The sequence below is a fragment of the Variovorax palleresanus genome (assembly GCF_051144945.1).
Lineage (GTDB): Bacteria > Pseudomonadota > Gammaproteobacteria > Burkholderiales > Burkholderiaceae_C > Variovorax > Variovorax paradoxus_S.
Genome location: NZ_JBJNVP010000002.1, coordinates 554186 through 580242 on the forward strand (window position 1 = coordinate 554186; position 26057 = coordinate 580242).

Annotated in this window: 22 protein-coding genes; 10 read left to right on the forward strand and 12 right to left on the reverse strand. The window is 66.7% G+C overall.

From position 1 onward, the window contains the following. Nucleotides 1-62: 62 nt before the first annotated feature. Genes ACJ7Z0_RS06375 through ACJ7Z0_RS06415 form a run of 9 tightly spaced genes read right to left on the reverse strand, consistent with a single transcriptional unit; the run spans nucleotide 63 to nucleotide 11789 of the window. Nucleotides 63-836, reverse strand: coding sequence for a magnesium transporter CorA family protein (locus tag ACJ7Z0_RS06375; protein WP_434789154.1), 774 nt, complete (start codon nucleotides 834-836; stop codon nucleotides 63-65). After that, nucleotides 836-1567 carry a phospholipase D-like domain-containing protein gene (locus ACJ7Z0_RS06380; RefSeq protein ID WP_434789155.1) on the reverse strand — a complete coding sequence of 244 codons (732 nt, stop codon included), beginning with the start codon at nucleotides 1565-1567 and terminating at the stop codon, nucleotides 836-838. Before ACJ7Z0_RS06380 ends, ACJ7Z0_RS06375 begins: the two co-directional genes overlap by 1 nt. Before the next feature lie 6 nt (nucleotides 1568-1573). After that, entirely contained in the window at nucleotides 1574-6823 is a 5250-nt protein-coding gene (locus tag ACJ7Z0_RS06385) for a DNA repair ATPase (RefSeq protein ID WP_434789156.1), read from the reverse strand. A 12-nt stretch (nucleotides 6824-6835) separates the two neighbouring features. Then, nucleotides 6836-7339 carry a TFIIB-type zinc ribbon-containing protein gene (locus tag ACJ7Z0_RS06390; RefSeq protein WP_431130465.1) on the reverse strand — a complete coding sequence of 168 codons (504 nt, stop codon included), beginning with the start codon at nucleotides 7337-7339 and terminating at the stop codon, nucleotides 6836-6838. A gap of 53 nt (nucleotides 7340-7392) precedes the next feature. After that, nucleotides 7393-9561 (reverse strand): flotillin family protein, encoded by a 2169-nt coding sequence (locus ACJ7Z0_RS06395; protein WP_434789157.1) that lies wholly within the window; start codon nucleotides 9559-9561, stop codon nucleotides 7393-7395. 52 nt (nucleotides 9562-9613) lie between these two features. After that, entirely contained in the window at nucleotides 9614-10258 is a 645-nt protein-coding gene (locus tag ACJ7Z0_RS06400) for a ubiquinone biosynthesis protein (RefSeq protein WP_434789158.1), read from the reverse strand. A 29-nt stretch (nucleotides 10259-10287) separates the two neighbouring features. Beyond that, entirely contained in the window at nucleotides 10288-10650 is a 363-nt protein-coding gene (locus ACJ7Z0_RS06405; RefSeq protein ID WP_434789159.1) for a hypothetical protein, read from the reverse strand. Then, on the reverse strand, nucleotides 10647-11360 hold the full coding sequence (locus ACJ7Z0_RS06410; RefSeq protein WP_434789160.1) for a PspA/IM30 family protein: 714 nt from the start codon (nucleotides 11358-11360) through the stop codon (nucleotides 10647-10649). The genes ACJ7Z0_RS06405 and ACJ7Z0_RS06410 overlap by 4 nt, the downstream gene beginning before the upstream one ends. Nucleotides 11361-11372: 12 nt before the next feature. Further along, entirely contained in the window at nucleotides 11373-11789 is a 417-nt protein-coding gene (locus ACJ7Z0_RS06415) for a YjfI family protein (protein ID WP_093017781.1), read from the reverse strand. Nucleotides 11790-11930: 141 nt separating this feature from the next. Here ACJ7Z0_RS06415 and ACJ7Z0_RS06420 point away from each other — a divergent pair, with 141 nt between their 5' ends. Then, the gene (locus ACJ7Z0_RS06420; protein ID WP_434789161.1) at nucleotides 11931-12842 is read left to right on the forward strand and encodes a LysR family transcriptional regulator; all 912 of its coding nucleotides are present in this window, start codon (nucleotides 11931-11933) and stop codon (nucleotides 12840-12842) included. 13 nt (nucleotides 12843-12855) lie between these two features. Here the strand turns inward: ACJ7Z0_RS06420 and ACJ7Z0_RS06425 are convergent, their stop codons facing one another. Together ACJ7Z0_RS06425 and ACJ7Z0_RS06430 are read right to left on the reverse strand one after the other, a co-directional pair. Then, nucleotides 12856-13416: an NADPH-dependent FMN reductase gene (locus tag ACJ7Z0_RS06425; RefSeq protein WP_434789162.1), complete on the reverse strand. Its 561-nt coding sequence runs from the start codon at nucleotides 13414-13416 to the stop codon at nucleotides 12856-12858. Nucleotides 13417-13473: 57 nt separating this feature from the next. After that, a complete protein-coding gene (locus ACJ7Z0_RS06430; protein ID WP_431130443.1) occupies nucleotides 13474-14418 on the reverse strand; it encodes a LysR family transcriptional regulator in 945 nt (314 codons plus the stop codon). Nucleotides 14419-14522: 104 nt separating this feature from the next. Between ACJ7Z0_RS06430 and ACJ7Z0_RS06435 the strand changes: the two genes are divergently transcribed. From ACJ7Z0_RS06435 to ACJ7Z0_RS06445, 3 genes are all read left to right on the forward strand, one after another. After that, nucleotides 14523-16031 carry a CoA-acylating methylmalonate-semialdehyde dehydrogenase gene (locus ACJ7Z0_RS06435; RefSeq protein ID WP_431130440.1) on the forward strand — a complete coding sequence of 503 codons (1509 nt, stop codon included), beginning with the start codon at nucleotides 14523-14525 and terminating at the stop codon, nucleotides 16029-16031. 129 nt (nucleotides 16032-16160) lie between these two features. Beyond that, complete coding sequence (locus ACJ7Z0_RS06440) at nucleotides 16161-17006, forward strand: class I SAM-dependent methyltransferase (RefSeq protein WP_434789163.1); 846 nt, start codon at nucleotides 16161-16163, stop codon at nucleotides 17004-17006. Between the two features lie 252 nt (nucleotides 17007-17258). After that, entirely contained in the window at nucleotides 17259-18857 is a 1599-nt protein-coding gene (locus tag ACJ7Z0_RS06445; protein WP_434789164.1) for an OpgD/OpgG family glucan biosynthesis protein, read from the forward strand. A 24-nt stretch (nucleotides 18858-18881) separates the two neighbouring features. Here ACJ7Z0_RS06445 and ACJ7Z0_RS06450 read toward each other — a convergent pair whose 3' ends face one another. Further along, nucleotides 18882-19307 (reverse strand): FKBP-type peptidyl-prolyl cis-trans isomerase, encoded by a 426-nt coding sequence (locus tag ACJ7Z0_RS06450; RefSeq protein ID WP_434789165.1) that lies wholly within the window; start codon nucleotides 19305-19307, stop codon nucleotides 18882-18884. 104 nt (nucleotides 19308-19411) lie between these two features. Here ACJ7Z0_RS06450 and eat point away from each other — a divergent pair, with 104 nt between their 5' ends. The 6 genes from eat to ACJ7Z0_RS06480 all read left to right on the forward strand — a co-directional run bounded on the left by eat (nucleotide 19412) and on the right by ACJ7Z0_RS06480 (nucleotide 26048). Further along, nucleotides 19412-20833 (forward strand): ethanolamine permease, encoded by a 1422-nt coding sequence (gene eat / locus ACJ7Z0_RS06455; protein ID WP_434789166.1) that lies wholly within the window; start codon nucleotides 19412-19414, stop codon nucleotides 20831-20833. 7 nt (nucleotides 20834-20840) lie between these two features. After that, nucleotides 20841-22235, forward strand: coding sequence for an ethanolamine ammonia-lyase subunit EutB (locus tag ACJ7Z0_RS06460; RefSeq protein WP_434789167.1), 1395 nt, complete (start codon nucleotides 20841-20843; stop codon nucleotides 22233-22235). After that, nucleotides 22232-23044 carry an ethanolamine ammonia-lyase subunit EutC gene (eutC, locus tag ACJ7Z0_RS06465; protein WP_434789168.1) on the forward strand — a complete coding sequence of 271 codons (813 nt, stop codon included), beginning with the start codon at nucleotides 22232-22234 and terminating at the stop codon, nucleotides 23042-23044. The genes ACJ7Z0_RS06460 and eutC overlap by 4 nt, the downstream gene beginning before the upstream one ends. Nucleotides 23045-23092: 48 nt before the next feature. Then, nucleotides 23093-23437: a helix-turn-helix domain-containing protein gene (locus ACJ7Z0_RS06470; protein ID WP_434789169.1), complete on the forward strand. Its 345-nt coding sequence runs from the start codon at nucleotides 23093-23095 to the stop codon at nucleotides 23435-23437. Next, nucleotides 23427-24680 carry a type II toxin-antitoxin system HipA family toxin gene (locus tag ACJ7Z0_RS06475; protein ID WP_434789170.1) on the forward strand — a complete coding sequence of 418 codons (1254 nt, stop codon included), beginning with the start codon at nucleotides 23427-23429 and terminating at the stop codon, nucleotides 24678-24680. Before ACJ7Z0_RS06470 ends, ACJ7Z0_RS06475 begins: the two co-directional genes overlap by 11 nt. A gap of 105 nt (nucleotides 24681-24785) precedes the next feature. Next, on the forward strand, nucleotides 24786-26048 hold the full coding sequence (locus ACJ7Z0_RS06480; RefSeq protein ID WP_434789171.1) for an HAD family hydrolase: 1263 nt from the start codon (nucleotides 24786-24788) through the stop codon (nucleotides 26046-26048). The last annotated feature ends 9 nt before the right edge of the window (nucleotides 26049-26057 follow it).

Here is a 26057-nt window from a genome sequence, read left to right on the forward strand (position 1 = left end):
TCGCGTTCGCCGGAATTGCTCTGACGGCAGCAAGGCTTCGCAAAACGCGAAGGCCCGGGAACTTATTTTCTTTTTGCCGCTGATGACTTGGCGGCAGGCAGCGGCGGAGCCTCCGGTGCCTTGACCCAGCCGCGCAGCAAGACGCCAAGGAAGAGACCGCCCGCGAAGATCGCCCAGTACATCCAGACTGGCATGTTCTCCATACCGCTGTGCAGGTTCATGCCGAATGCGGCGCCGACGGCCATGAGCGGAAAGGTCAGCGCGGCAATGGTGTTGAGCTTGTGCTGCGCGCGGCTGACTTCGCGGGTCGAGCGTGCCTGCGCCTCGGCTGCGTGCGCGAGCCGGTAGTCGAGCGACATGCGGGTGTCGGCCAGCAGCAGCTCCAGGCCGCGCGTGATCTCTACCGCCAGATCGCGCAGGTCGATCAGCATGAGGTCGTCCTTGACGGCATCGCGCGCCGCCTGCAACGCGGCCTGCATGTTCATGGCGGCGCGGGTCAGCGGGATGAGCGGGCCGAGAACCTGGAACAGATCCTCTGAAGTTTCAGCAGCCGCGTGCCTGGCCTCGAAGGTGCCCAGCGCCGTGCGATAGCTTTCGAGCAGCTTGGCAAAGGCCCGTTCGCCAGGGTTGTTTCCCTTGTGGAACCATGCGCCGTCCGGCTTGCGCAAGAACACTGCGGGCTTGCGCTCCGCGCCGGCACCGGCGGGCGGCTCGTGCAGGATCACCATCAGGTGGCCCTGCTCGTGGATGACGCGCTGTGCGCCGTAGCTGGCGCCTCCCAGCCGTTGCTGCATTTCGGGCGGCAGCTCCCAGTCGTAGTCGATTCTTCTTGGCATCAGGCGGCCTGCAGTTCTTTCCACAAGGTGTCGAACTCGTCCGCAAAGCGGCGAACGAGCGAGGGATCATTGCTCAGCACCAGGTTTTCCTCGTTGTAGTCGCAGGCGCTGCGGGTCCAGTTGTAGCTGCCGTTGAGCAGCCTCGCGCCATCGAAGATCGCGAACTTGTGGTGCATGTGCGCTTCGGTGCGATCCACCGCAACCGGGATTCCAGCCGCGCGCAGCTGGCCCACGTCGCTGCCGCGGTCGAATTCCTTGTCGTTGTCGGTAATGAAGCGCACCGCCACCCCGCGCCGGTATGCGGCCAGCACCTCGGTGGTGATGCGGTCGTCCGACAGCGTGAAGACACACAGGTCGACCGACCGCTTCGCGGCCTTCAGCTGTTGGTTGATCGCCTGCAGGCAGCCCGTTCCCGGACTGAAGAAGGCCTGCGAACGCACTGCAACCGAATCGGGCGAACGGCCGGTGTCGATCGAGCGGACCACGCCTTCGAGCCATTTGAGCAGGGCCAGCTGCTCGGGGTCGGTGGTGCGCGATCGCACCAGGTCGAACGCACGGTTGCGCAGCTGGCGCAAGCCGTCTTCGGGTGGCGAGGCCTCGCGCAGGGTGTGGACCAGCACGCGGCGCTCGTCGTCGCTCAGGCGCGCATCGGCCATGGTGGCATCGAGCTGGGCGAGCAGCTCGGGCAGCGCCGCCTGCGGCTCGAGAACGGAAGATGAAGATGCCTGCATGTTGTCTCAGTGGTCCTGCTCGGGTTTGGGCGCGCGCCTGGGCGCCGCGCGGGTCGCCTGCACCTCGGCGGCCAGGCGCTCCATGTCCTGCCGTATCGAACGGTCGAGTTCGAGCCGGCGTTCGGTGGCGGTCACCAGCGGCAGGATCAGCTCGCGGTAGGTCACGGCAATCTGCAGCATGGCATCGGCCAGCCGCTGGCCTTCGTTCGGCCCTTCGGCAACCGGCTCGGGCTTGGGCTTGAGCGCATCGACCGCGCGCGCCACGTCGAGCATGCTGCTGGCGATGCGCTGGCTGCCGTCGACGTCGTCGCCGCCGAGCTTTCGCTTTCGCACGAACTCTTCGCAGATGGACGTCCAGCGCGCGCTTTCCTCGGGCGTCGGGCTGCCCAGCAGCTGGGCGAGCCGCAAGAGGTTTTCCTCGGCGCCGGTGGTCAGGGTTTGCGCCTCGCCGCGGTAGTGGTCGCGCAGCAGCGCATCGAGCTCGTCGTCGCGCATCAGCGCGGTGATCTTGCCTGCGAGCTTGGTCATGTTGCGGTAGCTGCCCTGCAGCTTGAACGGCGGCGCGGTGCGGTAGGCCTCCTGCTGCGCGGCCGATTCGATGTAGGCGAGATTGACCTTGAGCAGCAGGTCGCGCGCACGGAAGAGTCGCTGCAGCAGCGCCTTGATTTCTTCCAGTTCGACCGCGCTGTAGGCATGCGAGAGCGCGCTGCTCGGCATCTCGTGCCCCTGCGCCATCTTCACCAGCAGCTGCACGTCCTTGGGATCGCGCGAGGCCAGCGGCATCAGCGTGGGGTTGGAGGTCAGGCTGTTTTCGATGTACGAGAGCGCAAACGCCGCCTCTCGGCCCGAAAGCACGTCGCCCAGGTTGTAGATGTCGGCGCGGTTGGCCAGCATGTCCGGAATCTTGAACACGTCGCCCGACTCGGTATACGGGTTGCCCGCCATCACGATCGCGAAGCGCTTGCCGCGCATGTCGTAGCTGCGCGGCTCGCCGTTCCACACGCCTTCGATGCGCCGCGTGCCGTCGGCCAGCGCGATGAACTTCTGCAGGAACTCGGGGCTGGTGTGCTGGATGTCGTCCAGGTACAGCATCACGTTGCTGCCCATCGCGAGGCCGAGGTTGAGCTTCTCCAGCTCCTGCCGCGCGGCGCTGTTGGGCGCATTGGCCGGGTCGATGGCGGTCACGCCATGGCCCAGCGCCGGGCAGTTGATGCGCACGAAGATCAGGCCGAGCCGGTCCGCCACGTATTCCATGAGCGTGGTCTTGCCATAGCCCGGCGGCGAGATCAGCAGCAGCAAGCCCATGCGGTCGGTGCGGCTGCCCGCGCCCGCCGAGCCGATCTGCTTGGCAAGGTTGTCGCCGATGATGGGCAGGTAGAGCTCGTCGATCAGCTGGTTGCGCACGAAGGTCGAGAGCGGCTTGGCCTGGAACTGGCTCAGCTTGAGGCGAGCCCGCTCCCGTTCGAGCAGTTCGTGGCGCAGGCTGTGCAGCGCCTCGTAGCCCGGCACGGCGTGCGCGGCATGAAACAGGAAGCGGCGCCAGAAGTCGTTGAGGTTCAGCGTCACGCGGCCCTCGGCCACGCGCGGATGCTCGCCGCGAAGGCCCTCCACCGTGCGGTCGAGCGCTGCATTGACGCGGGTGCGCTGCAACGGCATGGCCAGCACGCTGGCAGCGTCGTCCACCCAGTCGACCGACTGCGATGCCTGGTGGGTGGCGTAGGCGCGCACCCAGTCGCGCGCCAGGCGCCAGCGCTCCGCGGGCGGTGCGGCGTCGAGGTCGTGCTGCCAGGCGTCGCGCCGGCCGCCGCGCTCGAGTTCGCGCAGCAATGCGGCCGCAAGGTCTTCGCCCGCACCCGAAACGGCCCAGGTCTCCCCGCCGTGGTCGCCGGCCAGTTCGCGCACGAGGTATGCGGCGGCCTGGTCGCACAGCGTGGCCACGCGGCCCTCATGAGCGTCTCGCTCTTCCTCGCTGGCACTCTCCGCGAGCGGCAGCAGGTCGGGCACGACGTCGCGCGCGAAGTGCTTCAGCGCGCGCGCCGTATCGGCTTCGAGCTGCTCCAGCGCATCGCGCCGGCCGAACAGGGCTTGCATCTGCAGTGCGGCCCGCGCGCGCCGCAGCAGCGATTCGCGGTGCGCAATGAGGTGGCCGTGCTGCCAGTAGAGCAAGGCCAGCGCGCGTTCGGTCGGCCCCCAGGCCAGCAGCCCGGCCTGGTCCTGCATGGCGACGAGCGCACCCAACAGGCGCAGCGCATCGTCGTCGTGAATACCCTTCTGGTAGCCCTCCTGGTAGCGCGCGGCAGCAAAGCGGCGAACCATGTCGAGCAGCTGCGGATGCAGCGGGTCCTCGGCCAGCAGCGTGAGCACGTCGACCCAGCTGCGCTCGGACTTGCCGTCGAGCAATGCCTCCAGCACGCGGCCCGCAAGGTATTCGGCGCGCGACAGTTCGGACGTTTCCGACACCAGCGACTGGTTCCAGTAGCGCTGCAACGGCAGCAGCCGGGGTTCGTCGACAGGGCTCTGGTAGTCGGTGCCCGTCACCTGGTAGGCCATGCCTTCGTCGCGGGCCACCAGCGTCAGGTCGACCGGCTGGCGGTGCACGGTGAAGGCATGGCGGCCCAGGCGAAGCGTGTCTCCGCCCTCGCTCACGAGCTCCCGCTTGTCGCGGATCGAACGCAGGGCCTGGTCGCGCGCGGTCTTCAGGCGCGTGTCGAGTTCGTCGGCAGGCACCGCGGCGCCCAGCGTGCGCAAATCGGCAATCAATGCATGCAGCTTGCCGAGCATCGGGTCGGCCGCGAAGTAGCTGTGGACCTGCGTGAGGTCGCCGAACTGGGCGATGCGGCGTGGAATGCCGTCCAGGATGCGGCCCGCCGCATCGATCAGCCCCTGGGCGCGGCGCTGGCGGGCTTCCACCAGGCTCTGGCGGCGGGCAGACAGCGCCTCGTAGACGGTCTCGCGCTTTTCGGCGATGTCGGCCAGGAAGTCTTCCTGTTCGGCGAATCGGCCTTCGACTTCTTCGAGCTGGGCGAGCAGGCGCGTGAGCGCGTCGTCGCACTTCTCGGGCGTGTCCGCGAACTCCAGCGCGTTTTCCACCGCCTGGCTGAAGAGCTTGAACTGGGCCCCGAACTCGGCGCGCGCCTCGGTCGCGCCCAGCGACTTGCGCCGTGCGCGCGCATCGGCGCGCATGCGGTTGATGTCGGCGTAGATCAGCGAGATGCGGTCGAGAATCGAGGTGCGGATCACCGCATCGCCGCCCGGCAGGCTGCCGAGCTGCTCGGTCAGCAGGTCGAGGCCGGCGGCCTGCTCGTCGAGCGTCGCCAGCATCTGGCCGAGCGCGGGCGAGGTGGAAAGGTTCGGCAGGTCGAGCGCCAGCTTGTCGAGCGCCTGGCGCTGGCCGTTGAAGGCCGTGTCGGCCGCCAGGAACTGCATCGCGCGCTCGCCGATGCGCTGCTGCTCGGTCTCCAGCGCAGCGTCCATGGCGGCGATGCGCGGCAGGTGGGCGTAGCGCAGCTCCTTGAGCATCTGCAGCGCGCCGCGCCGTTCGCGCAGCCGGCCCAGCGCCTTCACGAAATCGTCGGGTGCGCGCCAGAGGGTGCTGGCAATGTCGACCAGCAGCGCGTGCTGCTCGTCCTCGGCCCGGGCCAGCGCGCGCGCGGTTTCGCGGCGGATGGTATCCACCTTCTCGAACTCGGCCAGCGTGCTGCGCGCCACGTCGGCAATGCTGCGCAGCTCGGCCATGAGCCCGGCGGCGTCGGGCGCGTCGAGCCAGAAGTAGGCGTCGCTTACGCGGGAGCACTGGCGAATCAGGTCGTCGTAGGCGGCCCGCGTGGGCGCCTGCTCGCGCACCGCGCGGGCAATGCCCATCAGGTCGGACACGCCGCGCACCAGCTCTGCATTGCCGATCTTGCCGAAGAAACCGGTGGCCGGTGGCTGCGCGCTCACATGCTCTTCGCTGGCAAACGGCGTCTGCCACAGCTGCATCTGGTGAACGCGCGCAGGCTCGCCCTGGTCGCCGTGAAACACCAGCATGCGGCCGTCGGCAAAGCGCGCATACCCGTTGGCGATGATCGGCGTTGCGAGCTTCTTGTCGATCAGGTTGTAGTTGAAGAAGGCATAGCGCCCCGGCTTCGGGTCGTAGAAGACATAGGCCACGTCTTCGCCGTTGGGCGAGCGCAGCATGCGCTTGAAGCGCAGGCTTTCCACCACCTCGCCCGGCAGGTCGAAGCGCTTGTATTCGCCCGACTGCAGATAGTAGCCACCCGGAAAAATGATGCCGTGGTCTTCGGGCAGCTGCACGCAGGAGCCGCCGATGGCGTCGATGCGCTCGACCTGCTGCGTGCGGATGTTGAACACCAGGTAGCGCGTGACCTGCTCGCGGTAGGGCTTCACGCGCAGCAGGATCAGCATGCCGAGCTTGGCCCAGGCAACCTCGGCGTCGGCAAGCGACTGGTTCTTGTCTTCCACCGGCTCGCTGTAGATGCCCAGGCCGGTTTCCGTGTTGTTCTCGATCTTGACGGTCAGGTCGCCGCCCAGCGTTTCGACGAACACCGTGTCGAGCACGTTCACATGGGGATGCTTGCCTCCCACATGGTCTTCGCGCGTGGCGACGGTCCATTCGAAGTCGTGGCTCGCGGGCAGCGCGATGTCGCGCTCGCCGCGGTTGTCGATGTAGTGGATGCCGCCATTGCGCTCGATGGCCCAGCGGAACACGCGCACGTCGTGCGGCTGCTGTCCGATCTTGAAGGACGCCAGCAGCTTGTCTTGCGTGACACGCAGCTGCAGCAGCGTGGCCTGCTTGTAGTAGGCGTAAAGCTCGCGAAAGTCGGAGGCGAAGCGCGTGTCTTCGAGAAAGGTGCCGGCCAGGGGCACCGCCTGCAGCTCGTCGTTCTCGGTGGCGGCCTCTCCCGGCACCGCCAGGCGGTACAGGCCGAACACGTCGCCCACCGCCGTTTCCTTGCGCAGGCCGATGAAGACGTTGTAGCCGAACAGCAGCAGGTCGCCAATGCGCACGATGTCGCGTGCCACGGCATTGTTCTCGGTGCGCGCGCGGGTGCGCAGCACCAGGGTCTGCTCGGAGCGGCCGAACTCGGTGAGGCGCCGCTCGTTGAGCGCCTGCGTCTTTTTCAGCAAGCCCTCGCCCTGGGTTTCAAGCCGCTTCTTCAGCAGGTCGTAGCTGCCGCTGCCGGACACCAGGGCCTCGGTCGGGTCGGTCTGGGCCTGGGCGCCGGCCGGCGCTCCCGATTCTTCCGTGAGTTGCATAGATCGGCGCGGTCAGTCCGCGCGCAGCAATGCGAGCAATTCGTCGCGGTGGGGCTGGGTGTCGAGCCAGGCGCGGATGCGGTCCAGCTCGTCGATGCAGTCATTGCCGTAGCGGCGGCGCAGTGCGGCAAGTCGCACCTCGCGCACTTCTTCGGTCTGGAGGCGCCGCTGCCATCCGTCTGACAGCAATTCATCGAGCCGGCCGGCCAAGCCGCGGCTCACCAGGGCACGCCACTCGCCCGCGTCGAACCAGAGGTTCTGGCAAGCGATGCAACGGTCGATGCGAAAGTCGGGCCCGGCGCTCACGCGCAGGCGCTGCATGAGCCGGTCGCATTCCGGACAGGGTCGCACGGCGGCGGCGTCGAACACCTCGATGACTTCATCGTCGACCGGATGGGGATTTCGCGCGGGATCGGCCGCCTTCCAGGCGCGCCAGTCGTCCATGTCCATGACCATGCCGCCGCAGTCGGTGCAGTGCACCGCCAGCAGCGCTTCGGCCAGTGCCACGGCTTGCATGGGGGCGTGTGCGGAGCAACCGCATTTCAGGTTCGGATTCATCGCGCGCCCACTCAGTTGCGGAAGGTGGAGATCAGGTTGTGGAGCGCGGTCTTCTGGCTTTCGCTGCCGTCGCTGCTGATGCGGCTCATCAGCGCGGCAACGCTGAGGTTCTGCATCTCGCCAGACGAGGTGCCAAGTGCGCCGACAAGCTCGCGCAGGTCCTTCACCACGTCGCGGTCACCGGAGAGCTGGTCCTTGAAGGCGACCTTCAGCGTGTTGCTCTTGGAGATGACGCCATCGATGCCCTTGCCCACGGAAAGCGAGCGCACGAAGCTGTCGAAGTAGTCGCCCTGCCCGCCCACGATGTCGATCTTGGCATTGGCCAGCGCGGTGCCCAGCACCTCGGCCTGCTCTTTCGCGATGGAGGTCTGCGCGTCGATGCCCTTCATGGTTTCGGCGTGCGACTTTTCGAGGCGCATGCGGAATTCCTCGTGGTCGCGGGTGTCCGGGCTCATCGCCTTCATGGCTTCGAACTTTTCATGCAGGCCCTTGGCCTCGGCGCTGAAGCGGGCTTCGATCACCTGCGCATCGGCCTGGCCGGACTTCAGGGTGGCTTCGGCATCGGCTGTGCGCACGTTCACTTCGGCCAAGCCGAGCTTTTCCTTGCCCGAGGCCTCGGCGTCGAACTTGGCGCGCATGCCGGCGGCTTCGGCCTGCGAACGCGCTTCGATCACCTGCGCATCGGCCTGCCCGGCCTTGAGGATGGCGTCCGCATCGGCCTGACGCACATGCACATCCGCAAGACCCAGCTTTTCCTTGCCGGAGGCTTCGGCCTCGAAAGTGGCGAGCCGGGCTTGCGCGGTGGCGATCTCGACCTTGGCGGCGGCCAGGCCCGGTGCGGCGGAGATGGCCTCCATGCCCTCGGCCTCGCGCTTCTTCGACTCGGCATCGCGCTCGGCCACCTTCAGCTTGGCATCGGCCAGCGTGAGTTCTTCGGCTGCCTTGTGGCGCGCGCGCTTTTCCTGCGTTTCGGCCGCTTTCACGTCGATCACCATCTTCTCGTCGGCCTGGCCCTCGGCCATGATCACCACCGACTTCTTGGTGCGCTCCGCCTCGGCCACCACGCGCAGTTCCTTGATGGCTTCTTCCTGCTCGGCGACGGTGCGCTCGACCACGATGCGTTCGCGGATCACGTCGGCAATGGCCTTCTTCTGTATTTCGACCGCCTTGTCCTTCTCGATGCGCTGCAGCGTCACTTCCTTCTCGCGGTCGACAATTTCGAGGTCGCGGGCGCGCGTGACTTTTTCTTCCTCGATGGCCACCGCGCGCTTGCGGTTGTTCTCGGCCACTTCCTTCTCGCGCTGCACGTTCTCCTGCTGCACCGAGACGGATTGCTCGGCCATCAGCCGGGCGGTTTCGGACTTGGTGCGCTCTTCGGACTGGATCTTGGAGGTTTCGGCTTCTTCGCGGGCGCGCACGCTGGCAATTTCGCGCTGCTGGCGCGCGGTGGCGTCGGCCTGCTGGCGCTCGAGCTCGAGCATCGCTTCCTGCGTCTCGACGTTCTTCTTCTTGATCTGCATTTCCTCGTTGCGGCGCAGCTCGTTGGTGCGCACATGCTCGACCGCCGTGAGTTCGGTGATCTTCTTGATGCCCTGCGCATCGAGGATGTTGTTGGCGTCGAGCTCCGACAGCGGCGTTTGCTCGAGGTAGTCGATGGCCGCGTCTTCGAGCACGTAGCCCGAGAGGTCGTTGCCGATCTGGCTGATGATCTGGTCGCGAAAGCCGTCGCGCGCCTGGTACAGGTCGACAAAATCCATCGACTTGCCGACGGTCTTGAGCGCTTCGGAGAACTTGGCCGAGAACAGCTCCTCGAGCGTTTCATGGTTCGACGCCCGCGCGCAGCCGATGCCCTGCGCCACCTTGAGCACGTCGTCCGCGGTCTTGTTGACGCGCACGAAGAACTTCACCTTGATGTCGGCGCGGATGTTGTCGCGGCAGATGAGGCCCTCGTTGCCGGAGCGGTCGATCTCGATGGTCTTGACCGAAATGTCCATCAGTTCGGCCTTGTGGATGATCGGATAGACCATCCGCCCCGTGAAGGTGACGTCGGGCTCGGCGCGCAGCGTGTTCACGATGAGCGCGTGGCCCTGTTCGATCTTGCGATAGAACTTCGCGAACATCGCGAACAGGCCGAGGATGACCACGGCCAGGATGGCCACGGCAAAGAGGATGGGCTCCATTTTTTCTCCAGAGATGCTTTGAGAGCGAAACAGTTGATCGGGTGGGCCGCGCTCAGACGGCGTCGTCGTGCGCCGCGATGAGGTAGCGGCCGGCCACCTCGTCGTATTCGAGAATCAGCGCCTGCGATCCGCGCGTCAGGCTGTTGGGCGTTGGCGCCCAGACGCGGATGTTCAGGCTGGCACCGCGGCGGGCCACTTCGGCACGGCCGTCTTTCTCGTTCACCACGCCGGTGACGACGCGGCAGGCCTGCCCGACCAGTGCCGCATTGCTCACGGCCGTGTGGCTCACGAACAAGCCGCGAAGGGGCCGGATGGCCACGGCCGTCACGGGTATGGCGATGGCGGCGCTCGCCAACAGCAGCACCGTGCCGGCCAGGAGCTTGAGCGGCAGCGTGGGCACCAGCGGCAGCAGCCACTCCCCGCCAAGGCAGGACAGCGTCCACGACACCAGCACCAGCAGGCTCACCGCCACCGAGAACGGCACGCCGTTGAGGCCGAACGCAACCACGTAGCTCGCGAGCTGCCCCACGTCGCTGGTGTCGCCATCGGCATGGGTCTGCACATCGACATCGATGCCGCTGTGCTCGATGTCGACCATGCCGGCCACGGCAAGCACCCAATAGATCACCACGACGCCCAGCAGCACCGTGTAGATCGCGGTGGGGTACCCCGTCACCGCATCCATGAAATTTCCCATTGACCCTCCCGCGTGCGGGTTGTGTTTTTTTATCTGCGGCCCGGCTTCCCTGCGCCGGTGCCCTTCTTCTTTCCACCACTTGCAAAAGCAATCAGATCTCGCGTGGCCCTCTCCTTGATGGCCAGCCGGTCGTCCGGGGCGAGCCCATATCTCGCCGCAAGAAACTCGTAGTCTGCCGCATTCAGCGACACGGTCAGCCGCGGCCGCTTGGGCTTGGCCGTTGTCGCGAGGCCCAGCACCTGCCGGATCTGGTCGGAGGTGGACACGTGCTGCTCGAAAGCCGCCGTGCGCACCGCCTCCAGCACGGCCTCTTCCACGTCGAACGCCACCTGGACGGCGCGTATCGCCTCGTCCGAGCCTTGCCAGCGAACCGGCTTGACCCGCACGGTCATTTTGAATCGGGCGCCGCCGGGTTGGCCTGGCGGGCGCGGATGCGTTCCATCACCTTGCCGGTGCGGTCGACATCGCTGCCGATGCCCGCCGCCGCCAGTTTCTTCTCGAGCGCGCTGTGGCCGAGTTCGTTTTCGAGCGCCTGGCCCGCGGCCATCCGGTCGGCCAGGTCTTCGTGCCGCTTGCGGATGCGCTCCAGCGATTCACGCGCGTTGGACAGGCGCGAACCACCCGCGCCGATGTTCTCGGAGATCGACTGCGTGGCGCGGTAGACGCTCTCGGTGGTCTTGGCGATGCCGATCTCGCGTTCATGCTCGCGAATGCGCGCTTCGGCCGTCTTGATGAGGTCCTTGAGCTTGGACACCTGCAGCGAATAGGAGGCATGCGCCTTGGCCTGCTCCTCCAGTTCGCTTTCGAGCGTGCCGACCTTGGCCGCCACGTCGAGCGCCAGGCCTTCCTGGGTCTTGTTGAGCGCCTCGAGCGCGAGCCCTTCGTAGCGGGACACTTCGTTCTTCAGGCGTTCGATCTCGCGGGCCGACTGCATCTCCTTGGCCATCACACCGGTGAGATCGCCCTTGGCCTTCTCGATGCTGTGCTTGGCGTCGATGATTTCCTGCTCGTAGATGCGCGTGGCGTTGCTGTCGACCACGCTCTCGCCGATTTCGCGGGCACTGCCGCGCAGCAAGGTGACCAGCTTCTTGATGACTGTCATGATGATCTCCGCTTAGTTCAGGAATTCGGACAGGGCGTCCAGCGCATCGAGCGCGTTGTCGCTGAGCACCGCCACTTCGCGGGCCACGTCTTCCACGCCCGCATTGCGCCCGAGCGCGCCGGTGAGAACGTAGCGGCCATCGACCCGCCCGAAGGAAGACAGCGGCACCGAAGGGTTCAGGTCGAGCAGCGATTCGAGCAGTTCGGTGCGGCGCTCGGCCTTCACTTCTTCCTCGGTCCATAGATAGCAGATGCAGATGACCTGCATGTCCGAACTGGTGATGAAGATGGGCAGCTCGTCACGGCCTTCGATGCTCACCTGGATCACGGGCGTCTGGCCCGGAATCGGCTGCAGTTGCACGGCCAGCCCACCCATCGCGGCACCGGCCAGGACGTCCAGCCCCTTCAGTTGATCGAGCAGTGATTGCATACCTCTCCTTGGAGTTGATACCGACGGAAGCGAACGGTGCTTCGATGAGCCCACTATAGGTCTGCCGACATAACATGTCAAAGAATCTTTTGGCCTATGTCCCATGGCTGTCGGCGCCGGCACGATCTCTAGAATCCGGCGATGGCCAGCCTTATCAACCCCGCACGTGTCGATTTCGTGACGCTGCGCCTGTTCTGCGCCGTGGCCCAGTCGGGCAGCATCACCAAGGGCGCGGAGGCCTGCCACCTGGCGCTCTCGGCGGCCAGCCGGCGGCTGTCGGACTTCGAGGCGGCGACCGGGTCGAAGCTGCTCGAGCGCAGCTCGCAAGGCATCGCTCTCACGCCCGCCGGCCACGTGGCCATGCAGCATGCGATGCGGCTCTTCCAGGGCTTCGAGCAGTTCAGCAACGAGCTTGGCGACTACTCGAGCGGCGTGCGCGGCCACGTGCGGCTGTGGGCCAACATGTCGGCGCTCACCGAATTCCTGCCGGCCACGCTGGCCGCCTTTCTGGGCCAGCACCCGGACATCCGCGTCGAGGTCGAGGAGCAACTGAGCGGGGACATCGTGCGCGCGCTGGTCGACGGCCTGGCCGACGTCGGCGTGTTCGCCGAGAACACGCCGGCCTACGGGCTCGACGTGGCGCCGTTCCAGACCGACGAGCTGGTGGTGCTGTGCGCCAGGCAGCATCCGCTTGCGCGCACACGCCGGACGGATTTCAAGACCTGCCTCGCGCACGAGTTCGTGGGCCTGAACCGCAGCAGCTCGCTGCTCGAACTCACCTCGCGCGCGGCCGAGCAGGCGGGCATTCCGATGCGCCTGCGCGTGCAGGTGCGCAGCTTCGATGCGATGTGCCACATGATCGCGGCCAACCTCGGCATTGGCGTGGTGCCGCTCGCAGCCTGCAAGGCGCAGGTGAGCGCGCTCGGCCTGAAGGTGGTGCGGCTCAAGGACGCCTGGGCCGTTCGCCGGCTGCTGATGGCCACCAAGACCGGCGAAACCTTGTCGCCGGCGGCGCAGCTGCTGGTTGCGCAGCTGCTCGCGTCGTCGACCTGAAGCGAAGCCTGGTTCAGGCCATCCGCTTCACCATGCCGATCCACTTCTCGAACGACTTCATCTGGTCGCCGACGAACTTGCGGGTGGTTTCGTCGGTGCAGTTTCCTTCCGCATCGAACTTGCCGCCCGCACCGCCGATGAAGATCTCGGGCTTGACCAGCACCATCGCATTCACGAACAGCATCACGCGGCGCAGGTCGTACTGAACGCGCGCGCCGCCCAGCGGGCCGGGAGCGGCCGAGAGAATGGCCACGGGCTTGTTCGCGAAAGGCTGGTCTTCGCCGCGGCTGACCCAGTCGATCACATTCTTGAACACGCCCGGAATCGAGAAGTTGTATTCAGGCGTGGCAATCAGCAACCCGTCGGCGCGGCGGATCCGCTCGCGCAGCGCCTGCACGGGCGCGGGATATCCGTGGGCCAGAAGGTCGGCGTCGAACGGCGGCACCTCGCGCCATTCGACGACCTCCATGCGCATGGAATCAGGCATCAGCGAACCGGCGAGGTTCAGTGCCGCGCGGTTGATGGAACCGCTGCGAAGGCTGCCGCAGAGGCCGACGATGTCGAGTGTGCTCATTGCTTTCCTTTTTCCTGGGTCATTCGAATGTGAAGAAGTGGGGCCGGGCGCGTGGCGTCACGGCAGCTGGAATCCGGCCTTGAGAGTTTCCCTCAAGTGGCTCACGAACAGATTCACCGCGCGCGGTATGTGCAGCGAGTACGGGCGTATGGCGTAGATCTGGTCCGCGAAGGCGCCCGTGGGCTGCCAGTCGGGCAGCACCTCGACCAGCTTGCCCGCCTGCAACGCCGACTGGGCGCTGAAATCGGGCAGCAGCGCAATGCCCAGCCCGGCCTGGGCGGCATCGCGCAATGCTTCGCTGTTGTTGGCTGCCAGCGGACCGGCAATGGGCACGGTGACCCGCTCCCCAAGGCGCGTGCGGCCCGTGCGGCGCTCGAACGACCAGACGTTGGTTTCCTGCCCGCGCGGATAGTGCAGGCAGTCGTGGTCGGCCAGCATGGGCGGCGCCAGCGGCGTGCCCTTGCGGCGCAGATAAGCGCGGCTGGCCACCAGCACCGATCGCGTGTCGCACAGCCGCCAGGCCACGTGCGTGTCGGGTGGCGATGCCGCGTGCCGCACCGCCAGGTCGAAGCCTTCGGTCGCGAGCGAACTCAGCCGGTCGGAGAGCTCCATCTCGACGCGGATCGACGGATGCGCCAGCAGAAAGTCGGCCAGCCGCGGCAGCAACTGCTGCCGCCCCAGCGCCACCGGCGCGGTCACCCGGATCAGGCCGCGCGGTTCGCCGGCATGGTCTTGGGCCTGCAGGAAGCTGTGGGCAATCTGCTCGAAGGGTTCGCGGGTCTGGTCGACCAGCTGTTGCCCGGCCTCGGTCAGCCGCATGCTGCGGGTGGTGCGGCGCACGAGAGTGACGCCCACGGCCCGCTCCAGCTCGGCAATGCGCTGACTCATGGCCGCCTTGCTCACGCCCAGACGCGCCGCGGCGGCGGTGTAGCTGCCCTGCTGGCCGAGCACGATCAGCCAGTGCAGGTGTGCCCAGAGAGATTCGGCTTTTTGCAGATCCATGGCCGCATTGTTCACCATAGCGAACAAACAGTTCAACTTCCAGGTCTAGGCAGGTGCCCTTCCCTTTTCTAGACTACGCCTCACTTCATTCTTGGCGGTACCCAATGACCCAGCAGATTGCCCATTTCATCGGCGGCCAGCACGCCGCCGGCAGCTCCACCCGCACGCAGGACGTCACCAACCCGGCGACCGGCAAGGTCACGGGCAAAGTGGCGCTCGCCGTCCAGGCCGACGTCGATGCCGCGGTAGCCGCCGCGCAAGCCGCCTTCCCCAAGTGGGCCGACACGCCGCCGATCCGCCGCGCTCGCGTGATGTTCAAGTTTCTGGAGCTGCTCAACCTGCACAAGGATGAGTTGGCCCACATGATCACCGCCGAGCACGGCAAGGTGTTCACCGACGCGCAGGGCGAGGTCTCGCGCGGCATCGACATCGTCGAGTTCGCCTGCGGCATTCCGCAGCTGCTCAAGGGCGACTTCACCGACCAGGTTTCCACCGGCATCGACAACTGGACGCTGCGCCAGCCGCTCGGCGTGGTGGCGGGCATCACGCCCTTCAACTTCCCGGTGATGGTGCCGATGTGGATGTTCCCGGTGGCCATTGCCGCGGGCAACACCTTCATTCTCAAGCCCAGCCCGACCGACCCCACCCCCTCGCTGCGCATGGCCGAGCTGCTGAAGGAAGCGGGCCTGCCCGACGGCGTGTTCAACGTGGTGCAAGGCGACAAGGCCGCGGTCGACGCGCTGCTCGAGCACCCCGACGTCAAGGCCGTGAGCTTCGTCGGCTCCACGCCCATTGCCAACTACATCTATGAAACCGGCGCCCGCAACGGCAAGCGCGTGCAGGCGCTCGGCGGCGCGAAGAACCACATGGTGGTCATGCCCGACGCCGACATCGACCAGACGGTGGATGCGCTGATCGGCGCCGGCTACGGCTCGGCCGGCGAGCGCTGCATGGCGATCAGCGTGGCGGTGCTGGTGGGCGACGTGGCCGACAAGATCATTCCCAAGCTCGTCGAACGCACGAAGACGCTCCAGGTGCTCGACGGCGAGAACCTGGCGGCCGAGATGGGCCCGATCGTCACGCGCGCAGCGCACGAGCGCATCACGGGCTACATCGCCCAGGGCGAGAAGGAAGGCGCGAAGCTGCTGGTCGATGGCCGCCAGTTCGACGCCAGCAAGGCCGGCGCGGGTTGCGGCGACGGCTTCTGGATGGGCGGCACGCTGTTCGACCATGTCACGCCCGAGATGCGCATCTACAAGGAGGAGATCTTCGGGCCGGTGCTCTCTTGCGTGCGAGTGGCCAACTTCAAGGACGCGGTCGACCTGGTCAACGACCATGAGTTCGGCAACGGCGTGAGCTGCTTCACGCGCGACGGCAACGTGGCGCGCGAGTTCAGCCGCCGCATCCAGGTGGGCATGGTCGGCATCAACGTGCCGATCCCGGTGCCGATGGCATGGCACGGCTTCGGCGGTTGGAAGCGCTCGCTCTTCGGCGACATGCATGCCTACGGCGAGGAAGGCGTGCGCTTCTACACCAAGCAGAAGTCGATCATGCAGCGCTGGCCCGAGAGCATCGGCAAGGGTGCCGAGTTCGTGATGCCGACCGCCAAGTAGGCGGCGATTGCCGGGTGGCGACAACGGGCGCCGCCGAAGCGGCATGGGCGCGCCCAGGGTTAACGAAAAGCTGACTTGCCCCCCGCCCGGGGAGCGGCCAGACTTGCGCATGACCCTGTGCCAGCGCCCATGACAACAAACAAGAAGCCCGCGCGAAGCCTGTCGGCCGTGCCCTCCACCCTGCGGATTCCCCTCGCCGCGCGCGCCTCGGGCGATGCGATGTTTCCCCAGATGGCGGTGCGGGACGCCTACGCCGCATCCATCCTCGAGAAGATCCGCGATGACGGGCAGGCCCTTCCCGAAGATCGGACGACCATCTACGGCATCCTGAGCCGCACGCGGCGCTTTCGCAGCCTTGCGCAGGAGTTCCTCAAGCAGCACCCGGGCTCGCGTGTGGTGAACATGGGCTGCGGCCTCAGCCACTACTTTCAATGGCTGGACGACGACAAGTGCCGCATGACCGACGCCGACCTGCCCGAGGTGCTCGCGCTGCGCCGCGAGCTCATTCCGGAAACCAATACGCGCCACGATGTGCGCGCGCTCGACCTGACATCGCCCCGCTGGTGGGAGCAGCTCGACCTGCCGCGCAAGCGTCACGGGCAACCGGTGTTCCTGTTCGCCGAAGGCGTGCTGATGTACCTCGAGCCGCAGCAGGTGCAGGCCGTGTTCGCGACCTTCGACGAGCGCGCGCCCGCAGGCTCGGTGCTGGCCTTCGATGCGATGTGCTGGCTCGGGGTGGGCCGCGCAGCGCAGCATCCATCGGTGCGGCCCACCGGCGCCGAGTTTCGATGGGGGCTGCGCAGGGCCGCTGAGTTGACGCAAGGCCATCCACGCCTGCGCCTGGACTCGACCTACCGGGTGCTGGAAGGCTTCGGCCTGCCCTACACCTTGTTCGCGCCGCTGCTCCTGATGCTGCTTGGCGTGTCGATCTATGCCGTCTATGCGCTGAGCGCGGCGGACAACGCCGATACATAAACGCACAAATTTCTCCTCGAATGCTCAAATCCCGGCCTTGTCCGGCCCGGAGTGCGCAGGTTGGCTGACGCGGAATGGGCCGCCGCCCAGGCATGCTCGGCGCTCTTCGCCGCGAAATCCCGGCGCGGGCTGCGCTAGGATGGTTTTCTTCCGAAGCAACCGGCCGGCACCCGCCGACGATGCCGCGCCGTCCCTTGCATCCCTTGCGTCTTTCCCAACGTATTTCCAAGACTCGCAACCCTCAAGAAACACATGCCTGATCGCCGATCCTTCCTTGCCGCAGGTGGTGCCGCCGCCGCACTCGCCGCCCTTGGACTGCCTGAAGAGGCGCTGGCCGCCAATGGCCTGCAGCTGAGCCAGCCTTCGCCCTTCTCGTTCGACCGCCTCGTGGCACAGGCCAAGCGCCTGGCGTCGCAGCCCTATGCCGCCGCCGCGCCGCTCGCGCCCGACGTGCTGGAGCGCATCGACTACGACGCGCACGGCAAGATCAAGTTCGACCCCGCCAACGCGCTCTTCCGCGACGGCCCCGGCGCCTTTCCCGTCACCTTCTTTCACCTCGGCCGCTTCTTCCAGACGCCGGTGCGCATGCACGTGCTCGAGAATTCCGACGGCGATGCCTTTGCGCGCGAGGTGCTCTACAGCCCCTCCTACTTCTCGATGCCGCCCGACAGCCCTGCGCGCGCGCTGCCGCCCGGCGCGGGCTTTGCGGGCTTCCGCCTGCAGGAGAGCCGCCTGGGCGACCAGGGCAAGCTGGACTGGCAGAAGAACGACTGGGTCGCGTTCCTCGGCGCTTCGTACTTCCGCGCCATCGGCGAGCTGTACCAGTACGGCCTGTCGGCGCGCGGCCTCGCGCTCGACGTGGCGGTGCCCGACAAGCCCGAAGAGTTTCCGACCTTCACGCGCTACTACTTCGAAACGCCGGCCGCCAACAACACCACCTCGATGACGGTCTACGCGCTGCTCGAAGGAGCGAGCGTCACGGGCGTGTTCAAGTTCGTGATGCAGCGTGGCAAGGCGGTCATCATGGACATCGACGCGCGCCTGTTCCTGCGCCGCGACGTGTCGCGCCTCGGGCTGGTGCCGCTCACCTCGATGTACTGGTATTCGGAAACCATCAAGCCCACCGCCATCGACTGGCGGCCCGAAGTGCACGACTCCGACGGGCTGGCCATCTGGAACGGCGCGGGCGAGCGCATCTGGCGCCCGCTCAACAACCCGACGCAGACCCGCGCCTCCGCGTTCGCAGACACGAAGCCGCGCGGCTTCGGCCTGCTACAGCGCGACCGATCGTTCGACCACTACCAGGACGGCGTCAACTACGAGAAGCGCCCGAGCCTGTGGATCGAGCCGCTGGGCGACTGGGGCGAAGGCTCGGTGCAGCTGATCGAGATCCCGACCGACGACGAGATCCACGACAACATCGTGGCCTTCTGGGTGCCCAAGGCCGATGCGAAGGCGGGCGCGAGCTACAGCCTGCAGTACCGCCTGCACTGGACCGACCAGGAGCCCTTTCCGTCGCCGCTCGCGCGCTGCGTGGCCACGCGCATCGGCCGCGGCGGACAGCCGGGCCAGCCGCGCCCCCCGGGCGTGCGCAAGTTCATGGTCGAATTCATCGGCCAGCCGCTCACCACCGTGCCCTTCGGCGTGAAGCCCGAACTGGTGCTGACCGCGCCGCGCGGCAAGTTCTCCTATGTCTTTGCCGAAGCCGTGCCCAACGGCGTGCCCGGCCACTGGCGCGCGCAGTTCGACTTCACGCCTGAAGGCAACGAGCCCATCGACATGCGGCTCTACCTGAAGACCGGCGACAAGACGCTCACCGAGACCTGGCTGTACCAGTACCAACCCGGTTGATCGTCATCAACGAGCCCGGCCCGATCAGCGCTTCTTCACCGACACCAGCTCGACTTCGAAGTTGAGCGTGGCGTTCGGCGGAATCACGCCGCCCGCGCCGCGCGAACCGTAGGCAATGGCCGGCGGGCAGGTCAGCTTGGCCTTGCCGCCCGGCTTCATCTTCTGCACGCCCTCGGTCCAGCAAGGGATCACGCCGTTGAGCGGAAACTCGGTGGGCTCGCCGCGGCTGTAGGAGCTGTCGAATTCCTTGCCGCTGTCGGGGAAGGTGCCGCGGTAGTGCACCTTGACCACGTCGGTCGCCGCAGGCGATGCGCCGGTGCCTTCTTTCAGCGACTGGTAGACCAGGCCGCTTGGCGTGGTGACGGGCGCGGATTGCGCCCACGCGGTGGACACGGCGCACACGGACAAGAAAGCAGCGCAGAAGATCGACGAAGAAGAACTGGACTTCACTGGATACCTCAGAAGAATGGGGAAAGCATGATTATGGCCAGCGTTGGAACAGCCCTTGCTTTGCTGCATATGCACTGTCAACATCCGCACAGAGAGGAAGCCCCATGCAGTCCATCGACGCCACACCGGCCGCAATCGCCGTTCCGGCCGGCACCGGCCACCTGAAGAAGGTGCTCGGCCCCATCCAGCTCTGGGGCATCGCGGTGGGCCTGGTCATATCGGGTGAATACTTTGGATGGAGCTATGGGTGGAACACGGCCGGCACGCTCGGCTTCCTGGTGGCCACGGTGCTGGTGGCCACGATGTACACCACCTTCATCTTCAGCTTCACCGAGCTCTCCACCGCCATTCCGCATGCGGGCGGCCCCTTCGCCTATGCGCGTCGCGCCTTCGGTCCGACCGGCGGCTTCGTGGCGGGCTTTGCCACGCTGATCGAATTCGTCTTTGCACCGCCGGCCATCGCGCTGGCCATCGGCGCGTACCTCAACGTTCAGTTTCCGGGCATCAATCCGAAGTGGTTCGCGCTGGGCGCCTATGTGATCTTCATCGGGCTCAACTGGATCGGCGTCGGCATTGCGGCGGCATTCGAACTCTTCGTGACGGTGCTCGCAATCTTCGAGCTGTTCGTTTTCATGGGCGTGGTCACGCCGGGCTGGTCGATGGCCAACTTCGTCGCCAACGGCTGGGCCGGGGGCAGCGTGCTCAACGGCGCGGCCATCTCCGGCATCTTCGCGTCGATACCTTTCGCGATCTGGTTCTTCCTGGCCATCGAGGGCGCGGCCATGGCGGCCGAGGAAGCGCGCGATCCGCACCGCACCATTCCCATCGCCTACACCACGGGCATCATCACGCTGGTGGTGCTGGCCTTCGGCGTGATGATCTTCGCGGGCGGCGTGGGCGACTGGCGCAAGCTCGCCAACATCAACGACCCGCTGCCGCAGGCCATGAAGGCGGTGGTGGGCGACAACAGCGGCTGGCTGCACATGCTGGTGTGGATCGGCCTCTTCGGGCTGATTGCCTCGTTCCACGGCATCATCATGGGCTACTCGCGGCAGATCTTCGCGCTGGCGCGCGCGGGCTACCTGCCGCGCTACTTCGCCGGCCTGAGCCCGCGCTTCGACACGCCGCACCGCGCGCTGCTGGCCGGCGGCGTGATCGGCGTGGTCGCCATCTTCAGCGACGAGTGGGTGCAGTTCGGCGGCCAGACGCTCACCGCCAACATCGTGACCATGGCCGTGCTCGGCGCCATCGTGATGTACCTGGTCTCAATGGCCGCGCTCTTCAAGCTGCGCAAGAGCGAGCCCGACCTGCTGCGCACCTACCGCGCGCCCTTCTATCCGGTGTTTCCAGCCATCGCGCTCGGGCTCGGCGTGGTCTGCCTCGGCGCCATGGTGTGGTTCAACGCCATGCTCACGCTGCTGTTCCTGGCGCTGATGGCGGCGGCCTATGGCTATTTCCTGCTGACCTCCGCACAGCGCAAGGCGGCGGCGCCCGACGAGATGCTTTCTTCGAGCACCATCGCGTGAACGAAAGATGCGCTATCGCACCACCATCGCCGGCCAGGTCTTCGCCTTCGACGACCTGAAGCAGGTCATGGCCGTGGCCAGCCCGGCGCGCTCGGGCGACTACCTGGCCGGCGTCGGCGCTGCCACCGCGCAACAGCGCATGGCGGCGCGCCACGTGCTGGCCGAGACGCCGCTCAAGCGGTTCCTGACCGAAGCGCTGATTCCCTACGAGAGCGACAACATCACTCGCCTCATCATCGACAGCCATGACGCCAAGGCCTTCGCGCCGGTGTCGCACCTCACGGTGGGCGACTTCCGCAACTGGCTGCTGTCGGAGCAGGCCACCACCGAAGCGCTGACAACGCTGGCGCCGGGCCTCACGCCCGAGATGGTGGCCGCCGTCTCCAAGCTCATGCGCAACCAGGACCTGGTGTCCGTCGCCAAAAAATGCAGCGTGGTCACGCGGTTTCGAGACACCATCGGCCTGCCGGGCCATCTGGCCGTGCGCCTGCAGCCCAACCACCCAACCGACGACCTGCGCGGCGTGGCGGCCTCCACGCTCGACGGGCTGCTCTATGGGGCGGGCGACGCGGTGATCGGCCTCAACCCGGTGTCCGACAGCATGCAGGTGCTGGGCCGGCTGCTGCACATGCTCGACGAAGTGATCCAGCGCTTCGAGATTCCCACGCAAAGCTGCGTGCTCACGCACGTCACCAACACGCTCAAGCTCGCCGAAGCGGGCGCGCCGGTCGACCTGGTGTTCCAGTCGATCGCGGGCACCGAAAAGGCGAACGTCTCTTTCGGCATCACGCCCGAGCTGCTCGACGAAGCCTATGCCGCGGCGCTGGCGCTGAATCGGGGCACCGTCGGCAACAACGTGATGTACTTCGAGACGGGCCAGGGCAGCGCGCTCTCGGCCAATGCCAACTTCGGTGTCGATCAGCAGACCTGCGAAGTGCGCGCCTATGCATTGGCCCGCCGCTACAAGCCGCTGCTCATCAACACGGTGGTCGGCTTCATCGGGCCCGAATATCTTTTCGACGGCAAGCAGATCATCCGCGCCGGGCTCGAAGACCACTGCTGCGGCAAGCTGCTGGGCCTGCCCCTCGGTTGCGACATCTGCTACACCAACCATGCCGAGGCCGACCAGGACGACATGGACAACCTGCTGGTGCTGCTCGGCACCGCGGGCATCAACTTCATCATGGGCGTTCCGGGCGCCGACGACGTGATGCTCAACTACCAGAGCACCTCGTTCCACGACGCGCTGTTCCTGCGCCAGACGCTGGGCCTGAAGCGCGCACCCGAATTCGAAGCCTGGCTGCAGCGCATGCAGATCACCGATGCAGCCGGGCAGCTTGCGCCGCCCTCGGCCAACCGCTTGCTGGCGGACATGAGCGGGCTGACCGCACTCGGGCAATGAGCAGCGGCAACAAAGACAGCGTCACGCCGAACCCCTGGGCGCAGTGGCGTTCGGCCACGCCCGCGCGCCTGGCGCTGGGCCGCGCCGGCGCCGGCATGCCGACCGACGAGACACTGCGCTTCGGCTGGGCCCATGCCATGGCGCGCGACGCCATTCATGCGGCGCTCGACGTCGACGCGCTCGAGGCCGCGCTGCAAGAACAGCATTGGCAGGTGATGCGGGCACGCAGCCGCGCGGAAGACCGCACCACCTACCTGCGCCGCCCCGACCTCGGCCGCCAGCTCGACCCCGCCGACGCGGAGCGCCTGCGCGCGGGTGCGAGCCGCGGTTGCGACGTCTGCCTGGTCATCGGCGACGGCCTTTCCTCGCTCGCCGTGGCACGCCACGCCGCACCGCTCTTGGCCGCGCTGCGCTCGCAGCTGCCGGCCGAGACGCGCTTTGCCCCCGTCGTCATCGCCACGCAGGCGCGCGTCGCGTTGGCCGACGAGGTGGGCGAACTGTTCGGGGCGACCTTGTCGGTCATGCTGATCGGCGAGCGCCCGGGGCTCAGCTCGCCCGACAGCCTCGGCATCTACCTGACCCATTCGCCAAAACGCGGCCGGCACGACGCCGAGCGCAACTGCATCTCCAACGTACGGCCCGAAGGCCTGCCCTGCGAAGCCGCCGCGTTCAAGCTGGCCTGGCTGATGCGGGAGGCGCTGCAAAAAGGGCTGACCGGCGTCGGGCTCAAGGACGAGAGCGATCTCGCGGTGCTCGAGCCGGGCCGCCCGGCGCCCTCCTTGCCCGGACAGGGGTCTTTGCCTTCATAAGAATAGTCAATAGAATGGTTGTTAAGCCACTTAATAACCATTTTATTGATGCCAAGAAGCAGCAACAGCCTTTCTGCCCTGCCCCAGCAGACCGCTCCGCCATTGAAAAACCTCGGTCTGCGCCTTCGTGCTCACCGGGTTCATCGCGGCTGGACGATCGCAGAAATGGCCGAACGCCTGCTGTGCTCGCCCACCACGTTGCGCGCGCTCGAATCGGGCAGGCCGGGCACCAGCATCGGCTTGCTGGCCCACGCACTGTGGCTCTTCGGCGAGATCGATTCGCTCGAAGCATTGGCTCCCGCACCCGCGGGCCTCACGGCCAGGCGCCGTGTCCGCAGGTCCGCTGCGCACGGGCCTGCAGGGGTGATCGCGGAGGACGAACGTGATTTCTGACGAGGCCCCGGACGAACGGCGCATCTACGTCGGGCTCGCGAGCCGCACGGACGACGAGGTGCAGCCCGCAGGGCTGATGAAGCTCGTTCGCCGCGGCGTCGTGGAGTCGGGCGAATTCGCCTACGGCCGACGCTACCTCGAAGATTCCGCGGCCACACCGCTCAACCCTGAGCACTTGCCGCTGCGCGATGCCGCTTTCGCGCTTGCGGAGCGGCGCATCCGCGAGGGCGGCGCCATGCCGCTCACGCTGCGCGATGCCCTGCCCGACAGCTGGGGGCGCAAGGTGCTCGAGATCCGCCATGGCAAGCCGCTGTCCGACATCGATGCATTGCTGCTGACCAACGAGGACCGCATCGGCGCGATGGTGTTCGCCGAATCGCTGCCGATCCGGAGCGAGGAACCGCCCTCCATGCTCTGGTCGCTGGAGGAGCTCGCCGAAGCGTCCCACCGTGTCGAAGCCGGCATGGAGATCGGGCCCGACATGCACCGGCTGCTGCGCGGCGGCAGCCTGGGCGGCGCGCGCCCCAAGGCCGCCTTTGTGCACGAGGGCCAGCGCTACATCGCCAAATTTTCGTCGCGCGGCGACGACCACGACGTGGAGGTGATCGAGGCGGCGACTCTCTGGCTGGCCAGCGCCTGCGGCATCCACGTGCCTGCGTTCCTGTTGCAGCCCCTGGCATCCGGCCACGCCTTGCTGGTGGAGCGTTTCGATCGAACCGGCCCCGTGAAAGACGAGCAGCGCCATCACTACCTGTCGGCCTCGGCGCTGCTCGATGTGCCCTATGACTCCAGCCGCGGCAGCTATGTCGAACTGGCGCAGCTGCTGCGGCGCATTTCCCGGCAGCCGCAGGAAGACCTGGCCGAGCTGTTCCGCCGCCTGGTTTTCAACCTGACCGTGGGCAACAGCGACGACCACGTCAAGAACCATGGTGCCTTGCGGCACGAAGACGGCCTCTGGCGCCTGGCCCCGGCCTTCGACCTCGTCATGCAGTTGGGCGGTCACACGGGCTACCAGGAACTGGCCATTCTTCCGGGGCAGCACGCATCGAGCCTCGAACTGGCGCGCGCCGCCTCTCCCCATTTCGGACTGTCGGCAGCGCAGGCGGACGAGATCATCCGCACCACCGAAGAAACCGTCGCCGTGCAGGCCGCCGCGAGCGTCGAGGCAGCAGGGGGAAACCGCGAACTCGTGCGCCGGGTGGCGGCGTTCATCGAACAGCAGCACGCACGCATCCGCACATAGCTGGCATGGCTGGCATGGCTGATGCGTAGGTCGAGGCGGGAAGTGTCTCGGGCGCTGAATGCGCTCGCTGCTTCTCATCGACAAACGCACAACAACAGGGATCGCATGCAACGCCGCCTCGTCCTCCTCACCCCGCTCGCCACTGCGCTCGTCGCCACCGGCTGCGCCAGCCTCTCGCCCGCCAAGGGCCTTTCGCCCGCCCACTGGGACGCCTTCAACCGCGCCCAGATCGAAGGACTGATCGCCAGCCTCGGCAAAGGAAGCCCGGGCTACAGCGCCGCCAGGCCGCCTTACGTCGTCTTCGACTGGGACAACACCAGCGTGTTTCTCGACATCGAGGAAGCCTCGCTGATCTACCAGCTCGAAAACCTGGCGTTCGGCGCCACGCCCGCGCAGCTCGAAGTGGCGCTGCGCAAGAACATCCCGAAGAAGGACTTCGTGCCGGCGCACAACAACGCAGCCGGCAAGCCCGTCAACATCGATCTGCTGGTGCCCGACATCGTGGCCAGCTACACCTGGCTCTACCAGAACTACAACGGCCTCAAGGGCAGCCAGCCGCTGGCCGCGGTGAAGCTGAGCCCGCACTACATCGCCTTCACCACCAAGGTGCGCTACCTGTATGAAGCGATTGGCGACACCTTCGACCACGACACGGCCTACCCCTGGGTGACCTACCTCTTCGTCGGCATGACCGAAGCGCAGGTGCGCAAGCTCACGGCCGAGACAGTGGCGTGGCAATTGAAGGAGCCCGTGGCCAAGGTCAAGTGGACCTCGCCGGCCGCGCTGCCGGGCCAGGCGGGCGTGGTCTCGGTCAGCTGGAAGAACGGTTTGCGGCTGCAGCCCGAGATGCAGGAGCTGTACGCCGTCTTTCGCAACGCGGGCTTCGATGTGTGGGTGTGCTCGGCGTCCTTCGTCGATGTGATCAAGGAGATCTCGTCGAACCCCGCCTTCGGCTACAACAACCCGCCCGAGCGCGTGCTGGCCATGGAACTGGAGCGCGACGCCAACGGCGTGATCCAGCCCGAGTTCCGCCGTGGCTACGACCAGACCCAGGGCCCGGGCAAGACCAAGAACATCCAGCGCTTCCTGGTCAGCAAATACGGCTATGGCCCATGCTTCATTGCCGGCGACAGCGAGGGCGACCAGAACATGATGGCCGACTTCGCCGACACGAAGAAAGTGCTGATCGTGAATCGCCTGCGCGACCCGAAGACCGCCATCGGCAAGTTCTCGGCCATGGCGGTGCAGAACTACGGCAAGCCCGACACGCGCTACCTGCTGCAGGGCCGCGACGACAACCTCGGCCAGTGGGTGACTTCGCAGCTGCACACGCCGCTGGGCGCTGCACAGGGCAAGGCGCTCAAGTAGGCGCAGAAG